Origin of the sequence: Inquilinus sp. CA228 (assembly GCF_052078665.1) — a bacterium.
In the GTDB taxonomy this organism is placed as follows: domain Bacteria; phylum Pseudomonadota; class Alphaproteobacteria; order DSM-16000; family Inquilinaceae; genus Inquilinus.
Genome location: NZ_JBQJIK010000084.1, coordinates 22,234 through 35,829, shown reverse-complemented (window position 1 = coordinate 35,829; position 13,596 = coordinate 22,234). Strand labels below are relative to the sequence as shown.

General features: G+C 71.1%; 15 protein-coding genes. 8 read left to right on the top strand and 7 right to left on the bottom strand.

Features of this window, described 5'->3' with window-relative positions:
- The first annotated feature begins 167 nt into the window (after nucleotides 1–167).
- From ACTOWL_RS31415 to ACTOWL_RS31405, 3 genes are read left to right on the top strand one after another with little or no spacing between them, the layout of a single operon-like run.
- A complete protein-coding gene (locus tag ACTOWL_RS31415; RefSeq protein WP_441325227.1) occupies nucleotides 168–746 on the top strand; it encodes a GNAT family N-acetyltransferase in 579 nt (192 codons plus the stop codon).
- A gap of 7 nt (nucleotides 747–753) precedes the next feature.
- A complete protein-coding gene (locus tag ACTOWL_RS31410) occupies nucleotides 754–1,677 on the top strand; it encodes a glutaminase (protein WP_441325226.1) in 924 nt (307 codons plus the stop codon).
- 11 nt (nucleotides 1,678–1,688) lie between these two features.
- On the top strand, nucleotides 1,689–2,561 hold the full coding sequence (locus ACTOWL_RS31405; RefSeq protein ID WP_441325225.1) for a LysR substrate-binding domain-containing protein: 873 nt from the start codon (nucleotides 1,689–1,691) through the stop codon (nucleotides 2,559–2,561).
- On the opposite strand, the gene ACTOWL_RS31400 is transcribed toward ACTOWL_RS31405, so the two are convergent.
- Entirely contained in the window at nucleotides 2,558–3,565 is a 1,008-nt protein-coding gene (locus tag ACTOWL_RS31400; RefSeq protein WP_441325224.1) for an SDR family NAD(P)-dependent oxidoreductase, read from the bottom strand. The genes ACTOWL_RS31405 and ACTOWL_RS31400 overlap by 4 nt on opposite strands.
- A gap of 102 nt (nucleotides 3,566–3,667) precedes the next feature.
- On the opposite strand from ACTOWL_RS31400, the gene ACTOWL_RS31395 reads away from it, so the two are divergent.
- The 3 genes from ACTOWL_RS31395 to ACTOWL_RS31385 all read left to right on the top strand — a co-directional run bounded on the left by ACTOWL_RS31395 (nucleotide 3,668) and on the right by ACTOWL_RS31385 (nucleotide 6,372).
- Complete coding sequence (locus ACTOWL_RS31395; protein ID WP_441325223.1) at nucleotides 3,668–4,636, top strand: LysR family transcriptional regulator; 969 nt, start codon at nucleotides 3,668–3,670, stop codon at nucleotides 4,634–4,636.
- 90 nt (nucleotides 4,637–4,726) lie between these two features.
- Entirely contained in the window at nucleotides 4,727–5,197 is a 471-nt protein-coding gene (locus tag ACTOWL_RS31390) for a RidA family protein (RefSeq protein ID WP_441325222.1), read from the top strand.
- A 2-nt stretch (nucleotides 5,198–5,199) separates the two neighbouring features.
- Nucleotides 5,200–6,372, top strand: coding sequence for an aminotransferase class V-fold PLP-dependent enzyme (locus ACTOWL_RS31385; protein ID WP_441325221.1), 1,173 nt, complete (start codon nucleotides 5,200–5,202; stop codon nucleotides 6,370–6,372).
- Here the strand turns inward: ACTOWL_RS31385 and ACTOWL_RS31380 are convergent, their stop codons facing one another.
- Nucleotides 6,373–8,715, bottom strand: coding sequence for an oxidoreductase (locus ACTOWL_RS31380; RefSeq protein ID WP_441325220.1), 2,343 nt, complete (start codon nucleotides 8,713–8,715; stop codon nucleotides 6,373–6,375).
- A gap of 127 nt (nucleotides 8,716–8,842) precedes the next feature.
- Here ACTOWL_RS31380 and ACTOWL_RS31375 point away from each other — a divergent pair, with 127 nt between their 5' ends.
- Nucleotides 8,843–9,376, top strand: coding sequence for a DUF1697 domain-containing protein (locus ACTOWL_RS31375; RefSeq protein WP_441325219.1), 534 nt, complete (start codon nucleotides 8,843–8,845; stop codon nucleotides 9,374–9,376).
- Between the two features lie 10 nt (nucleotides 9,377–9,386).
- On the opposite strand, the gene ACTOWL_RS31370 is transcribed toward ACTOWL_RS31375, so the two are convergent.
- Nucleotides 9,387–10,037 (bottom strand): glutathione S-transferase family protein, encoded by a 651-nt coding sequence (locus tag ACTOWL_RS31370; RefSeq protein WP_441325218.1) that lies wholly within the window; start codon nucleotides 10,035–10,037, stop codon nucleotides 9,387–9,389.
- Nucleotides 10,038–10,127: 90 nt separating this feature from the next.
- On the opposite strand from ACTOWL_RS31370, the gene ACTOWL_RS31365 reads away from it, so the two are divergent.
- Entirely contained in the window at nucleotides 10,128–10,553 is a 426-nt protein-coding gene (locus tag ACTOWL_RS31365; RefSeq protein WP_441325217.1) for a GFA family protein, read from the top strand.
- 20 nt (nucleotides 10,554–10,573) lie between these two features.
- Here ACTOWL_RS31365 and ACTOWL_RS31360 read toward each other — a convergent pair whose 3' ends face one another.
- From ACTOWL_RS31360 to ACTOWL_RS31345, 4 genes are all read right to left on the bottom strand, one after another.
- A complete protein-coding gene (locus ACTOWL_RS31360) occupies nucleotides 10,574–10,984 on the bottom strand; it encodes a type II toxin-antitoxin system VapC family toxin (RefSeq protein WP_441325216.1) in 411 nt (136 codons plus the stop codon).
- On the bottom strand, nucleotides 10,984–11,229 hold the full coding sequence (locus tag ACTOWL_RS31355; RefSeq protein WP_441325215.1) for a type II toxin-antitoxin system Phd/YefM family antitoxin: 246 nt from the start codon (nucleotides 11,227–11,229) through the stop codon (nucleotides 10,984–10,986). The genes ACTOWL_RS31360 and ACTOWL_RS31355 overlap by 1 nt, the downstream gene beginning before the upstream one ends.
- Nucleotides 11,230–11,335: 106 nt before the next feature.
- A complete protein-coding gene (gene chrA / locus ACTOWL_RS31350) occupies nucleotides 11,336–12,757 on the bottom strand; it encodes a chromate efflux transporter (RefSeq protein ID WP_441325214.1) in 1,422 nt (473 codons plus the stop codon).
- A gap of 7 nt (nucleotides 12,758–12,764) precedes the next feature.
- Nucleotides 12,765–13,583 (bottom strand): chromate resistance protein ChrB domain-containing protein, encoded by an 819-nt coding sequence (locus tag ACTOWL_RS31345; protein WP_441325213.1) that lies wholly within the window; start codon nucleotides 13,581–13,583, stop codon nucleotides 12,765–12,767.
- Between the last annotated feature and the right edge of the window lie 13 nt (nucleotides 13,584–13,596).

Sequence of the window (13,596 nt, the reverse complement as noted above, 5' to 3'; positions counted from 1 at the left end):
TGGTCTTCGTGGGTCGGTTTCAGGGCACGTGACCCCGACACGCCGCACAGGACTCTTTGACCGCTCGCCGTGATCGGGTACAGGTTCTTGACCCGTTCGCAGCACCGATGCGTCCATGAGTCTGTTCCTTCCCCGACATGGCGAGAGATCGCCCTCCCCGGCGCGGCATGAGCAATGATCATCCCCTCCCCGCGGCCGGGCCGGACCCGGTCGCGCTGAAGCTGGCGGATGACCGCATCGCCGATGCGGTCGACCCGTCCATCGGCCTGAACGCGCTGCGCATCGAGGATCTGCCGATCATCGCCCGCTGGCTGGAGCGGCCGCATGTCATGCGCTGGTGGGGCGACCCGGAGGAGGAGCTGGAGCAGATCGCCGCCCATCTGGTCGAATCGAACATCGCCTCGTTCCTGGCCTGCGAGGGCAGCCGGCCGATCGGCTACATGCATGTCTACCACGCCAACCCCGACTCGTTCTGGGCCGCGCACCAACTGCCGCGCCAGACCTTCGGCATCGACCTGTTCCTGGGCGAGACCGACGTGATCGGCCGCGGCATGGGCACCCGGCTGATCCGGCTGGTGCTGCGCCGGCTGCTGGCCCTGCCGGAGACGGCACGGATCCAGGTCGACCCGGCCCCGGCCAACGCCGCCGCGATCCGCGCCTATGAGAAGGCCGGGTTCCAGCGCCGCGGGCCGATCGACACGCCGGACGGCGCCGCCCTGTACATGACGATCGACCGCGAAGGCTGAGCCGGGAATGCCGGATCTGAGCGAAGCCGTCGGCGAGATCGCCGACGCCATGGCGCGGGAGCAGCGGCGCGGCGAGGTCGCCAGCTATATCCCGGAGCTGGCGAAGGTCGATGCCGGCCAGTTCGGCATCGCCGTGGCCACCCTCGACGGCGGCTTCTGCTGTGCCGGCGACGCCGAAGTGCCGTTCTCGATCCAGAGCGTCTCCAAGGTCTTCACCCTGACGCTGGCCCTCGGTGCCGTCGGCGACGCGTTGTTCCGGCGGGTGGGCCGCGAGCCGTCGGGCAACGCCTTCAACTCGATCGTCCAGCTCGAATACGAGCAGGGCGTGCCGCGCAACCCCTTCATCAACGCCGGCGCGCTGGTGGTGACCGACGTGGTCCTGGCCGGACACCAGCCGCGCGAGGCGATCGGGTCGATCCTGCGCTTCATCCGCTGGCTGGCCGATGACGACGGCATCGCCATCGACGAGACCGTGGCGCGGTCCGAGGCCGGGACGGCCTACCGCAACATGGCGCTGGCCGCCTATATGAAGTCCTTCGGCAACCTGCTGCATCCGGTGGAGCTGACGCTCGGCGTCTACGTCCATCAATGCGCCATCGCCATGACCTGCCGGCAGCTCGCCACCGCCGGGCGCTTCCTGGCCGATGGCGGGCTGTCGACCGGGCACCGCGTGGTGTCGCCGGAGCGGGCGCGGCGGATCAACGCCCTGATGCTGACCTGCGGCCATTACGACGGCTCGGGCGACTTCGCCTTCCGCGTCGGCCTGCCGGGCAAGAGCGGCGTCGGCGGCGGCATCCTGGCAATCGTGCCGGGCCGCGCCTCGGTCGCCGTCTGGTCGCCCGGGCTGAACCAGCACGGCAACTCGCTGCTCGGCACCCTGGCACTGGAGCGGCTAGCCAAGGCCATGGGCTGGTCCGTCTTCGGCCCCTGATGCCGCGGCGCTTGCCCTCCCTGCCTGCCCTGCGCGCCTTCGAGGCAGCCGGCCGGCATCTGAGCTTCCGCCGCGCCGCCGAGGAACTGCTGGTGACGCCGAGCGCCATCAGCCACCAGGTGCAGCGGCTGGAGCGGGAGCTCGGCACTGCCCTCTTCCTCCGCAGGACCCGCGCCATCGCCCTGACCCCGGCGGGCGAGCGCTATCTCGACGGGGTGCGCCGCGCCTTCGACCTGCTGGCCGATGAGACACGCGCCGTGCGGGCGCCGGAACGGGCGGTGCTGCGGGTCAGCCTGCTGGCTTCCTTCGCCACCCATTGGCTGGTGCCGCGGCTCGGCCGCTTCGCCGCCACGCATCCGGAGATCGAGCTGCGGCTGGAGCCGTCCAACGCCCTGGCGGATCTGAAGGGCGGCGAGGCCGACCTGGCGATCCGCTACGGCACCGGCGGCTGGGCGGAGGTCGAGGCGACGCTGCTGCTGGCCGACCGCATCGCCCCGGTGGTCAGCCCGGCGCTGCTGTGGCGCGGCCCGCCGATCGCGGCGCCGGCCGACCTGCTCCACCACACGCTCCTGCTCTCCTATGCCCGCGAGCCGATCGAATGGCCGGCCTGGTCGGCGGCGCACGGCTTCGACCTGGCGCGCGCCCGCACCCTGATGCTGCATGACTACAACATCGTGCTGGAGGCGGCGCTGGCCGGCCAGGGCGTGGCCATGGGCCGGCACGCGCTGATCGGCGAGCGGCTGCGCAGCGGCGCGCTGGTCGAGCCGCTGGGCGGCCCGCCCTTCGCCCCGCCCGGCCTCGGCTACTGGCTGGTGACCCGGCCCGGCCCCCTGCCCCCGCCGGTCGCCGCCTTCATCGACTGGATCCGCGGCGAGGCGGCCTAGCGCGGCGTCAGCAGATCGGCGATGCGGTTGTGCGAGATCATGTCGCTCTGCAGCTGGTCGTGCGCGACATTCACCGGATCGATCCCGTCCTTGTAGGGCCCGACCGTCAACCGAGCGGGCCGAGTGCCGAACTCCATCGCCGCGAGCGCCACGACGGCATCCGACACCTCCTTCGGATCGAGCTCCGGGTCCGGCGCCAGATCCGTGAGCATCGCCTCGACGTGCCGTGCATAGATGTCGAGCTTGCGCCGCTCCGTCGCGTCGAGCGCGGTCACCATCTCCTCCCAGTAGCGCACGGCCTTTGCCTGAAGCCCGGTCGGATAGGCGCCTGCCGGCTGCACGATCGCGACTTCGATGTTGGACGCGGCGACCTCGTAGGCGAGCGCATCCGCCGCGGCCTCGACGGCGAGCTTGGAGGCGCAATAGCCGCCGAGCATGGGATCGATGGCGCGCCCCAGGGCACTCGACATCTGGATGATCGTGCCGCGGCCTTGGTCCCGCATGTGCGGCAGCACGGCGCGGAACATCCTCAGCGCGCCGCCCATATTGGTCTCGAGGTTCGAGGCGAAGTATCGCGGCGGCTGCAGTTCCACCGGCCCCGGCACGACGATGCCGGCATTGTTGACCAGGACGTCGATCCGGCCGGCGCTGTCCATCGCCCGGGCGACGCCGGCCGCGACGGAGTCGTCGCTCAGCACGTCGATCTCGACGATTTCGATCGCGAGGCCGGACGAGCCGAGCGCCGCCAGCTCCGCGGCTGCCGAGGCGTTCTTGCCGCGCGTCTCGCGCATCGTCGCGACCACCCGCGCCCCCTGGCGAGCGAAGCCCTCGGCCATGAGGCGACCGAAGCCGCTGCTCGTGCCGGTGATCAGCACCACGGGCGGCGCTGCGCCCTGCCCCCATGCGGACGGGATCATCGACAGAAGGCCTGCCGCCGCGCCCGCTCGCAGGACCGTCCGCCGGGTAGCCCCGCGATCCGCCCCGTTTTCCGGAACATTCTCCATGTCGTGCTCCTCTCCTCATCGGCGACCGGTATCGGTTCAGCTCACCTTGTCCGAGGATGGCACGAGGGATATTGTCTCAGTAGACACCACAATCGAAAAACAGTGGTACGTTTGAAACAACAACCGCCCGATCTGAACGACGTCACCGTCTTTGCCGGGGTCGCCGAGACGGCGAGCTTCACCGCGGCCGCGCGGACGCTCGGCATCCCGCGCGCCACTGTCAGCCGGACCGTGGCGCGGCTGGAGGCGGCCATCGGCGCGCAGCTCTTCTACCGCACCACCCGCAAGGTGGAGCTGACCGAGATCGGCCGGGCGTTCCACGATCTGGCCGCGCGCGGACTGGCGCTCATCGCCGAGGCGGGCGAGACGGCGGCCGCCACCCGATCCGAACCCTCGGGCCTCGTCCGCGTCACCGCGCCAATCAACTTCGCCACCATGGCGCTGATCCCGTGGCTGCCGGAGTTTCTCGCCATGCACCCCGCGGTCCGCATCGCGCTGCGCCTCACCGACGAAGCCGTCGATCCGCTCGATGTGCGCGCCGACCTGGCGATCCTCACGGGCCGCCGGCCCGATTCCAGCTTCCTGACGCGGCGTCTCGGCGCCTCGCGGCTGATCCTCGTCGCAAGCCCGGCCTATCTCGGCAGGACGTCCGAGCCGCGCCGCCTGGCAGACCTCAAGGACCACGAGTTCATTCTCTTCACCTCCGACGCCGGCACCGAGACCTGGCCGCTCGATGGCCCCAAGGGCCGGGTACAGGTGGAAGTGACGGGCCGCATCAGCGTCCGTGGGCCGCACGCCGAGTTGAGTGCGGCGTTGTCCGGCCTGGGGATCGCGATCCTGCCCGAGGCGATCACCCGGCCCTATCTCGACAGCGGAGACTTGGTGCATCTGCTGCCCGACTATGGACGCGAGGGCGGCGAGATCAATGCCGTCTTCCCCGCCAACCGCCACCAGCCTGCAGCGCTGAGGGCGCTCCTCGACTTTCTGGCGTCGAAGATGGCGGAACGAAGCCCGCCCCGGCCGTTGCTCCCCTCTCCGACCCGGCGTCTCTCCACGATGCGCAACAGGTGAATCCGAGTCACCCATAGGGCGAAAACTTCGCGTTCGTCAGTGCCGGCCGGCCAGGGCTAGCATCCGGCTTCCGACACGAAGGATCCGACCATGCCCAAGACCATCGCCGAAGCCGTCGCCGCCCTGGGGCATGAGCTGCCCGCGGCCCCTGCCCCGGCCGCCAACTATGTGCCCTACGTCCAATCCGGCAATCTGCTCTACATCTCCGGCCAGATCTCGCAGGACCGCAACGGCCCGGCCTGGCTCGGCCATCTCGGCGACACCGTGTCGCTGGAGGACGGGCAGAAGGCGGCGCTGGCCTGCGCGCTGGCCATCCTGGCCCAGATCGCGGCCGCGACCGGCGGCGAGCTCTCGCGCATCCGCCGTGTCGTCCGGCTCGGCGTCTTCGTCGCCTCGGCCCCGGGCTTCACCCAGCAGCCGCAGGTCGGCAACGGCGCCTCGGACCTGATCGCCGCGGTGTTCGGCGACAAGGGCAAGCATGCCCGCGCCGCGGTCGGCGTGGCCGCCCTGCCGCGTGGCGTCTCGGTCGAGGTCGACGCCGTCGTCGAGCTCGAGGACTGACCATGGATCTGGCCCGGCTGCGCGCCGAGACGCCCGGCATCGACCGGGTGCTGCACTTCAACCATGCCGGCGGCTCGCTGCCGCCGCAGCCGGTGCTGGACGCGGTGCTGGCCCATCTGCAGCGCGAGGCGGTGTCCGGCCCGATCGAAGCCGGCATCGCCGCGACGCCGGCGCTGGAGGAGGCCCGGGCCGAGGCCGCTTCCCTGATCGGCGCCGCGCCGGCCGAGATTGCCTTCACCGGCAGCGCCACCCAGGGCTGGGGCCTGGCCTTCGCCAGCCTCCCCCTCGCCGCCGGCGACCGCATCCTGGTCGGCCGGCAGGAATGGGGCGGCAACCTCACCACCATGCAGCGCGCCGCGTCCCGCACCGGCGCGGTGATCGAGGTGATCCCCTGCGACGATACCGGCCGGGTCTCGCCCGAGGCGCTGGCCGCGATGATCGACGATCGGGTCAAGCTGGTGTCGCTGACCTGGGTGCCGGCCAATGGCGGGCTGATCAACCCGGCGGCGGCGATCGGCCGGGTCGCCCGCGCCGCCGGCGTGCCGTTCTTCGTCGATGCCTCGCAGGCCATCGGCCAGATTCCGATCGATGTCGCGGCGCTGGGCTGCGACGTGCTGATAGCGCCCGGCCGCAAGCATCTGCGCGGGCCGCGCGGCACCGGGCTGCTCTATGTCCGGCAGGGCTTCCTCGACCGGCTCGACCCGCCCTATCACGACGCCCGGACGGCCCTCTGGACGCCCGATGGCGCCCGGCTGCAGGACAGCGCCCTGCGCTTCGAGGCCGGCGATTTCCCGATGGCGCTGCGGCTCGGCCTCGGCGCCGCGATCCGCCTCGCCCGCGGCCTCGGCATCGACGCCATCCGGACGCGGCTCGACGGGCTGGCGCAGGGGCTGCGCGGCCGGCTGGCGGCGATCCCCGGCGTGACCGTGCACGACCTCGGCGTCGAGCGCGCCGCCCTGGTGTCCTTCGCGGTGGCGGGGGTCGAGCCGGCGGCGCTGCGCCAGCGCCTGGCGGCGGACGGGATCACCATCGCCGTCAACGGCGTGATGTACACGCCGCTCGACATGACCGCCCGCGGCCTGGGCGACATCTGCCGCGCCGCCGTCTCCTACCTGCACACCGAGGCCGATCTGGATCGTCTGGCCGAGGCCGTGGGGGCCGCCGCCCGCACCTGATCAGCGCCCGTGCCGGCGCGGCTTGGCCTTGACCTGCAGCTCGGCCTGCTTCTCGGCCGACCGCGCGATCTCGCGGAAGGCCTGGTCGCGGCCGGGCCAGTATTGCTGCGGCCAGGACTGGGACTTCACGCCGTACCAGGCCTCGGCCTGGCGGACGAAGGTCGGGTTCCACAGATGCGGCCGGCCGAGTGCGACCAGGTCGGCGCGGCGGGTGTGCAGGATGGTGTTGATCTGCCCCGGCTCGGTGATGGCGCCCACCGCCATGGTCGCCAGCTTCGGCACGTTGCGGATCGCCTCGGCGAACTGGACCTGGAACATCCGGCCATAGACCGGCTTCTGGTCCGCCACGGTCTGGCCGGCCGACACGTCGATCAGGTCGCAGCCGGCATCGCGAAAAGCCTCGGCGATGGCGAAGACGTCGTCCTCGCCGATGCCGCCCTCGGCCCAGTCGGTGGCGGAGATGCGCACCGACATCGGCCGGTCCTCGGGCCACGCCGCCCGCATCGCCCGGAACACCTCCAGCGGATAGCGCAGCCGGTTCTCCACCGGCCCGCCATAGTCGTCGCCGCGCCGGTTGGTCAGCGGCGACAGGAACGACGCCAGCAGATAGCCGTGGGCGCAGTGCAGCTCGAGATGGTCGAAGCCGGCCCGCGCCGCGCGCTGCGTCGCCTGGACGAAATCGGCCGTGATCCGGTCCATCTCCGCCCGGCCGATCTCCGCCGGCACCGGGCTGACGCCCTCGATCCACGGCAGGGCCGAGGCCGAGATCACCGGCCAGTTGTCCTCTGGTGCGGCGATCGGGTGGTCGGCTTTCTGCCAGCCCAGCTGGGTCGATCCCTTGCGCCCGGAATGGCCGAGCTGCATCGCGATCTTCGTATCGCCATGGCCGTGCACGAACCCGACCAGCCGGGTCCACTGCGCCTCATGCGCGTCGGTCCACAGGCCGGGGCAGCCCAGGCTGATCCGGGCGTCCGGCGACGGGCAGGTCATCTCGACGAACATCAGCCCCATGCCGCCCAACGCATGCGAGGCGTAGTGCACGAAGTGCCAGTCGGTCAGGTTGCCGTCGCGGTCGGCGGAATACTGCGCCATCGGCGCCATCACCACGCGGTTCGCCAGCGCCATCCCGCGCAGCTTGAAGCGGGTGAACATCGGCGTCGGCCGGCTGGTCCGGTAGTCGTCGCCGGTCTCGCGCCACAGCCGGTCGTAATAGGCGTCGTCGGCGCGGCGCACGAAGTCCGGGTCGCGGATCCGCAGGTTGTCATAGGTGATCGACTTGGCCCGGCACATCACCACCATGGCGAACTGCATCGGGTCCATGTCGGTGGACCGGTTCATGTGCTCGAACCAGGCCAGCGACACGTCGGCATTGTGCTGGGTGACCTGGCAGGGCGTGCGGCGGGCCTTGTCATAGGCGGCGAAGGCGGCCTCGACGCTGGTCTCGGCCTTGGCCAGCACCGCATCCGACAGGGCGATGGCGCATTCCATCGCCAGCTTGGTGCCGGAGCCGATCGAGAAATGCGCCGAGGCCTTGGCGTCGCCGAGCAGCACGATGTTGTTGTGCGACCAGCGCTCGCAGAAGATCCGCGGGAAGCGCCGCCACATCGAGCGGTTCAGCAGCAGCGGATGGCCCTGCAGCTCCTCGGCGAAGATCGCGGCCAGCCTGGTGCGTGAGCCCTCCTCATCCGCCTCGGTGAAGCCGTGGCCCTGCCAGCAGGCCTCGTCCATCTCGAACACCCAGGTCGAGCGGCCTTCACCGTACTGGTAGGTGTGGGCGCAGATCACGCCGTGTTCGGTCTGGCGGAAGAAGTAGTTGAACTCGCCCATCGGCCGGGTCGAGCCCATCCAGCAGAAGCGGTTGGCCTTGACCGAGACCTCGGGCCGGAAGGCGTCGCGGAAATGCTCGCGGATCGCCGAGTTGATGCCGTCGGCGGCGACGATGATGTCGGACTCGGCGAAGCGCTCGTCCAGCGTCGCCGGGTCGATCCGGTCGGAGAAGGAAAGCTCGACCCCGACCTCGCGGCAGCGCTCCTGCAGGATCTGCAGCAGCGTCATCCGCGAGGTGCCGCAGAAGCCGTTGCCGGCGCAGCGGATGCTCTCGCCCTGATAGTGGATGGCGACGTCGTCCCAATAGGCGAAGCGGTCGCGGATCCGCTCATAGGACTCCGGGTCGCGCGACAGGAACTCGTCCAGCGTGTCGTCGGAGAACACGACGCCGAAGCCGAAGGTGTCGTCGGCCCGGTTCTGCTCCTGCACTGCGACATGCCAATCCGGCCGCGCCTTCTTGGTCAGCAGCGCGAAGTACAGGCCGCCCGGACCGCCGCCGATGACCGTGATCCGCATACCGTCCTCCCGTCCCGGGCCGGACGCGCGATCCCCGGCCCTACTCCAGGAGAGTACGGCGAATTGCTTTAGGCTTAAAGTATTTTCCGTCCTGGGGTCATCGGGCGCGCCGCCCTATGATCCCGCCATGACCACCTGGATCGCCCTGCTCCGCGCCGTCAATCTCGCCGGCCATGCGCCGATCAGGATGGCGGATCTGCGCAGCCTGGCGGCGGAGCTCGGCCTCGCCGAGCCGCGGACGCTGCTGCAGAGCGGCAACCTCGTCTTCGAGGGCAAAGGCCGGGCGGAAGCGCTGGAGCGGACCCTGGAGCAGGCGCTGGCGCAGCACCTGGGCCTCAACACGGAGGTGTTCATCCGCAGCGCCGCGGACTGGGCCGGCGCCATCGCCCGCAACCCGTTCCCGGAAGAGGCGGAGAGCGACCCGAGCCACCTCGTCCTCCTGCCGCTGAAGCAGGCGCCGAAGGCGGTCGCCGCGCTGCAGGCCGGCATCGTGGGACGGGAACAGGTGCGGGCCGACGGCCGGCACGCCTACATCACCTATCCGGACGGCATCGGCCGCTCGAAGCTGACCATGGCGGCGATCGAGAAGGCCCTCGGCACAAGCGGCACCGGGCGCAATTGGAACACCGTGCTGAAGCTCGCCGCCCTCGCCGGCGGCTGAGCCTCGCCCGTCAGGCCGGCGGGATGAAGGGCTGCTGGATGGTCTGGAACGCCGGCAGCTGCTCCAGCCGGGCCGCGTCGGCCGCCAGCGCGGGGATCCCCGCCGCCGGGACCAGGCCGGGATGGGCCTCGGCCAGGAACCGCAGCACCACGGCGACGGCGATGTCGGCATGGCCGAGGCGGCCGCCGAACCAATGCTCGCCGCCCCGACCGGCGCGATCGGCCTCGAGAATCGCGAGGGCGTCGGCGATCTGGGCCCGGCAGCGCGTCACCCAGACGTCGGAGACCTCGCGATGCAGCCGTTGCTCGTAGAACAGGCTGACCGCCTTCTCCGCCGTCCCCATCGCCAGCGCCGCGACCTTCATCGCCCGGCGCCGGTCTGGCTCGACCCGCGGATACAGCGCGCGTTCGGCCGGCACCAGGCTGTCGAGATGGTCGAGGATGCAGTGGCTCTCGATCAGCGACTCGCCGTCGTCCAGCACCAGCGTCGGCACGCGGGTGAGCGGGTTGTAGGGCCGGATCTTCTCGGGATCGCCGAACACCGACCACGGCCGGTGCTCGAACGGCAGGCCGTACAGCGTCAGGGCGATGCCGACGCGGCGGACGAAGGGCGAATCGAATTGGCCGATCAGGATCATGGGCAGCAGGATCGGCCGGAGCACGAGCCGCTGTAAAGACACCAGCGCCGGAGCCTTGCCATCTTGCCCGGCCTGGCCTTCACTTCCGTCGGCACCAAGGGGGAGGACCGCGCCGTGCCCACGCCCATCACCGGCCGATGCTTCTGCGGCGCCGTCCGCTTCCGCTTCGACCAGCCGCCCGTCACCGCGCGCGCCTGCTGGTGCCGGGACTGCCAGTACCTCTCCTCCGGCAACGCCTCGGTCGGCGTGATCTTCCGGACCCGGGGCTTCACCGTGACCGGCGAGACCAGCGAGTATCTCAGCCGGGCGGACAGCGGCGCCATGATGCGCCGCCGCTTCTGCCCGGCCTGCGGCACGCCCCTGTTCAGCGAGGCGCTGGAGGAGCCGAACTACATGGTGGTGCGGGCCGGCGCCCTGGACGACCCGGAGATCGCCCGCCCGGAAAGCGTGATCTGGACCGCCTCGGCGCCGCGCTGGGGCCATGTCGATCCGGACTTGCCGGCCAGCCCGGGCCAGCCGGGGCCGGTGTCCGCTTCATAGGCAGGCCGAGCTTCGACGGCTCACGGGAGCCAGGGATTGAACGTTGGCACGCCGGCGGGATCGAAATCGGCCGTGTTCCGGGTCGCAACGGTGAGGCCGTGGACCAGGGCGGTCGCGGCGATGAGGCCGTCGCGGATGGGTCGAGGGTCAGGGACGTGGATCGCGGCGCTGCGGCGGGCCACGGTGACATCCACCGGAAGAATCCGGTCGGCGAAGGACGTCAGAACCTGATTCTCCAGCCAGGCGCGCAGGGTGGCGCCCTGCCTGGGATCGCGCCGCTCTGCGAGCATGACGCCGATCTCGATCTCCTCGATCGTGATCGCCGAGAGGAAGAGGCTGGGAAGAGCGATGGATCTGGCCCACGCGACGACGCCGGGGTCGGCCTGCCGGCGGCGCAGTTCCGAGACGACGCTGGTGTCGAGAAGGAACATCAGAGATCGGCCGAGCGGGCGAGATCGCGCCTCGGCGGGATCTCCAGCTCCGCCTCCTCGTCCATCACCAGCAGATCCACGATGTTCGCGCGTCCGCCGGCCAGGCGTTGATAGTCCTCGATGGTCAGCAGGACATGGGCGGGCCGGCCGCGATCCGTGATGAAGACGGGCCCGTTCTGCGCCGCTCTCTTGGCACGGCTGGCGTCCTGGTTGAATTCCCGGCTGGAGAGGGTGGTGATGCTCATCCGCGCCTCCGCGAAATGTAGGTAGGTCACTACATTCTCCGGAGTTCGAGAAGAAAGCAACCGTGATCCGCACGGCAATCCGGGCCGATCTCCAGCTAGCGGCCGCTCATGCCGGCAGCCGAGTCAGCACCACTCCAGCCACGGCGCATGCGGCGAGCATCGGGATCATCCCGGCCTTGAACCGCAGCATCGCCACCATCGCGGCGGCCGCGAGGGCGGCCGCCCGCCAGTCGATGCTCCCCAGCACCGGCAAATCGGGGCCGACGCCGAGGAGGTCGAAACTCCGCACCTCGCGGAACACGACATGCAGCGCGAACCACAGCGCCAGGTTCAGCACCACGCCGACCACCGCGGCGGTGATCGCCGACAGCGCCGCCGAGACCGCCCGGTTGCCGCGCAGCGCCTCGACATAGGGCGCGCCGAGGAAGATCCACAGGAAGCACGGCGCGAAGGTGACCCAGACGGTCAGCAGCGCCCCGAGACCGCCGGCGAGCAGCGGGTCGAGGCCGCCGGGCGCCCGGTGGGCAGCGAGGAAGCCGACGAATTGCAGCACCAGGATCAGCGGCCCGGGCGTGGTCTCGGCCAGGCCGAGGCCATCGACCATCTCGCCCGGCGCCAGCCAGCCGAAGCCGTCGACCGCGGCCTGGGCGACATAGGCCAGCACCGCATAGGCGCCGCCGAAGGTGACGACGGCCATCAGGCTGAAGAAGCCGCCGATCTGCGTCCAGATCGCGGCCGGCCCGGCCATGAGCCACAGCAGGACGACCGGCCCGAGCCAGACCGGCAGCCACAGCGCCAGGACCCGGGCGGCCCGCCGCCAGGACGGGTCGGCATGGGCGAGCTCGCCGCGGTCGAACATCCGATCGACCACGCCCCCGGCGTCGGGCGCCGCGCCCCCGCCGTGTCCGCCGGCAACGAACAGCCCGGGCGCCCGGCGGCTGCCGATCCAGCCGCAGAGCCCGGCGGCGAGCACGACCAGCGGAAACGGGACGCGGAAGACGGTGAGGCCGATAAAGGCCGCGGCGGCGATCGCGACCATCGCCCGGGTCTTCAGCGCCCGCTTGCCGATCCGCAGCACCGCCTCGACCACCACGGCGAGCACCGCCGCCTTGACGCCGAAGAACACGGCATCGACCGGCGCGACCTGGCGATAGAGGGCGTAGAGGATGCTGAGGCCCAGCATGACCAGGGTGCCGGGCAGGATGAACAGGATCCCGGCGACCAGGCCGCCGGCCGTGCGGTGCAGCAGCCAGCCGATATAGATCGCCAGTTGCTGCGCCTCCGGCCCGGGCAGCAGCATGCAGTAGTTGAGCGCGTGCAGGAATCGCTGCTCGCCGATCCAGCGGCGCTGCTCGACCAACTCCTTGTGCATCAGCGCGATCTGGCCGGCCGGGCCGCCGAAGCTGAGCAGCCCGATCCTGGCCCAGACCCTGGCCGCTTCGGCGAAGGTCGGGGCGGCCGGCACGGCGGGCCCGGCGGGCCTCGCGGGCCCCGCGGGCCCGGCCTTGTCGGCGGTGGTGATCGTCATGGCCGCCTCACGCCGGCTTCGGGCCGGAGGGCCAGTTGTGCGTCTCCTCGGTCGCGTCCCGGGACCAGCGGTAGAAGGCGTCGTACAGCGCCAGCCCGGCCGCGAGCTGCTCGAGATCGTCGCGATGCATCCGCGACAGGCCGAGCGAGGCGGCCAGCAGGCCGGCCGCCTGCGGCGCGAGGTCGAGCCGCGCCGTGTCCGCCCCGCGTATGATGGTCGCGAGCCGGTCGAGCGGCCCGGAGGCCAGACCGAACTCCTCGATCATGGTATCGAAGGTGCAGCGCTCGCCGCGATGGCTCCAGAACACGCCGTCGATGTCGAACGGCGTGGCCTGGAAGCGATCGGCCACCGCCGGCACCTCGGCGGCCGCGACGAACAGGAACACGGCCTGCGGGTCGACGAAGCGGCGGATCAGCCAGGGGCAGGCGATGCGGTCGACCTTGGGCCGGGCGCGAGTGACCCAGACGGTCCGCCCGGCCGCATCCCGCGGCGGCAGCTTGCCGGTTTTCACCAGCAGCCCGCCGGCGTCCCGCCAGGCCTCGAAGCCGCCTTCGAGCGTCTCGGCCCGGATGCCCTCATGCAGCAGCCAGGCGGTGACGCCCTGGCTGAGCTTCAGCCCCTTCTGGCAGACCACGACGACGTTTCGGCCGGCGAGGCCCGCCGCCCAGGTCGCGACCGACCGGAAGTCGCGGCGCTGCGTCGCCGGCAGCAGGCGGGGATCGGCCTCGAAGTCCTCAGGCGTGCGGACATCGACGATCGTCGGCGCGTTGGGCAGGCCGACAAGACGGGTGAGCTGTGACGTGGTGATTTCGGTGTTCGACGGCATGACGTCCATCCCT

Bases quoted from the DNA above. Each gene is read 5' to 3' on its own strand.
- ACTOWL_RS31415 (WP_441325227.1), top strand. From the start codon at position 168: ATGAGCAATGATCATCCCCTCCCCGCGGCCGGGCCGGACCCGGTCGCG.
- ACTOWL_RS31360 (WP_441325216.1), bottom strand. From the start codon at position 10,984: ATGTTCCTTCTCGACACCAGCGTCGTCTCGGAACTGCGCCGCCGGCAG.
- ACTOWL_RS31380 (WP_441325220.1), bottom strand. From the start codon at position 8,715: ATGCGGATCACGGTCATCGGCGGCGGTCCGGGCGGCCTGTACTTCGCG.
- chrA (WP_441325214.1), bottom strand. From the start codon at position 12,757: ATGACGATCACCACCGCCGACAAGGCCGGGCCCGCGGGGCCCGCGAGG.
- ACTOWL_RS31410 (WP_441325226.1), top strand. From the start codon at position 754: ATGCCGGATCTGAGCGAAGCCGTCGGCGAGATCGCCGACGCCATGGCG.
- ACTOWL_RS31375 (WP_441325219.1), top strand. From the start codon at position 8,843: ATGACCACCTGGATCGCCCTGCTCCGCGCCGTCAATCTCGCCGGCCAT.
- ACTOWL_RS31355 (WP_441325215.1), bottom strand. From the start codon at position 11,229: ATGAGCATCACCACCCTCTCCAGCCGGGAATTCAACCAGGACGCCAGC.
- ACTOWL_RS31400 (WP_441325224.1), bottom strand. From the start codon at position 3,565: ATGGAGAATGTTCCGGAAAACGGGGCGGATCGCGGGGCTACCCGGCGG.
- ACTOWL_RS31390 (WP_441325222.1), top strand. From the start codon at position 4,727: ATGCCCAAGACCATCGCCGAAGCCGTCGCCGCCCTGGGGCATGAGCTG.
- ACTOWL_RS31385 (WP_441325221.1), top strand. From the start codon at position 5,200: ATGGATCTGGCCCGGCTGCGCGCCGAGACGCCCGGCATCGACCGGGTG.
- ACTOWL_RS31345 (WP_441325213.1), bottom strand. From the start codon at position 13,583: ATGCCGTCGAACACCGAAATCACCACGTCACAGCTCACCCGTCTTGTC.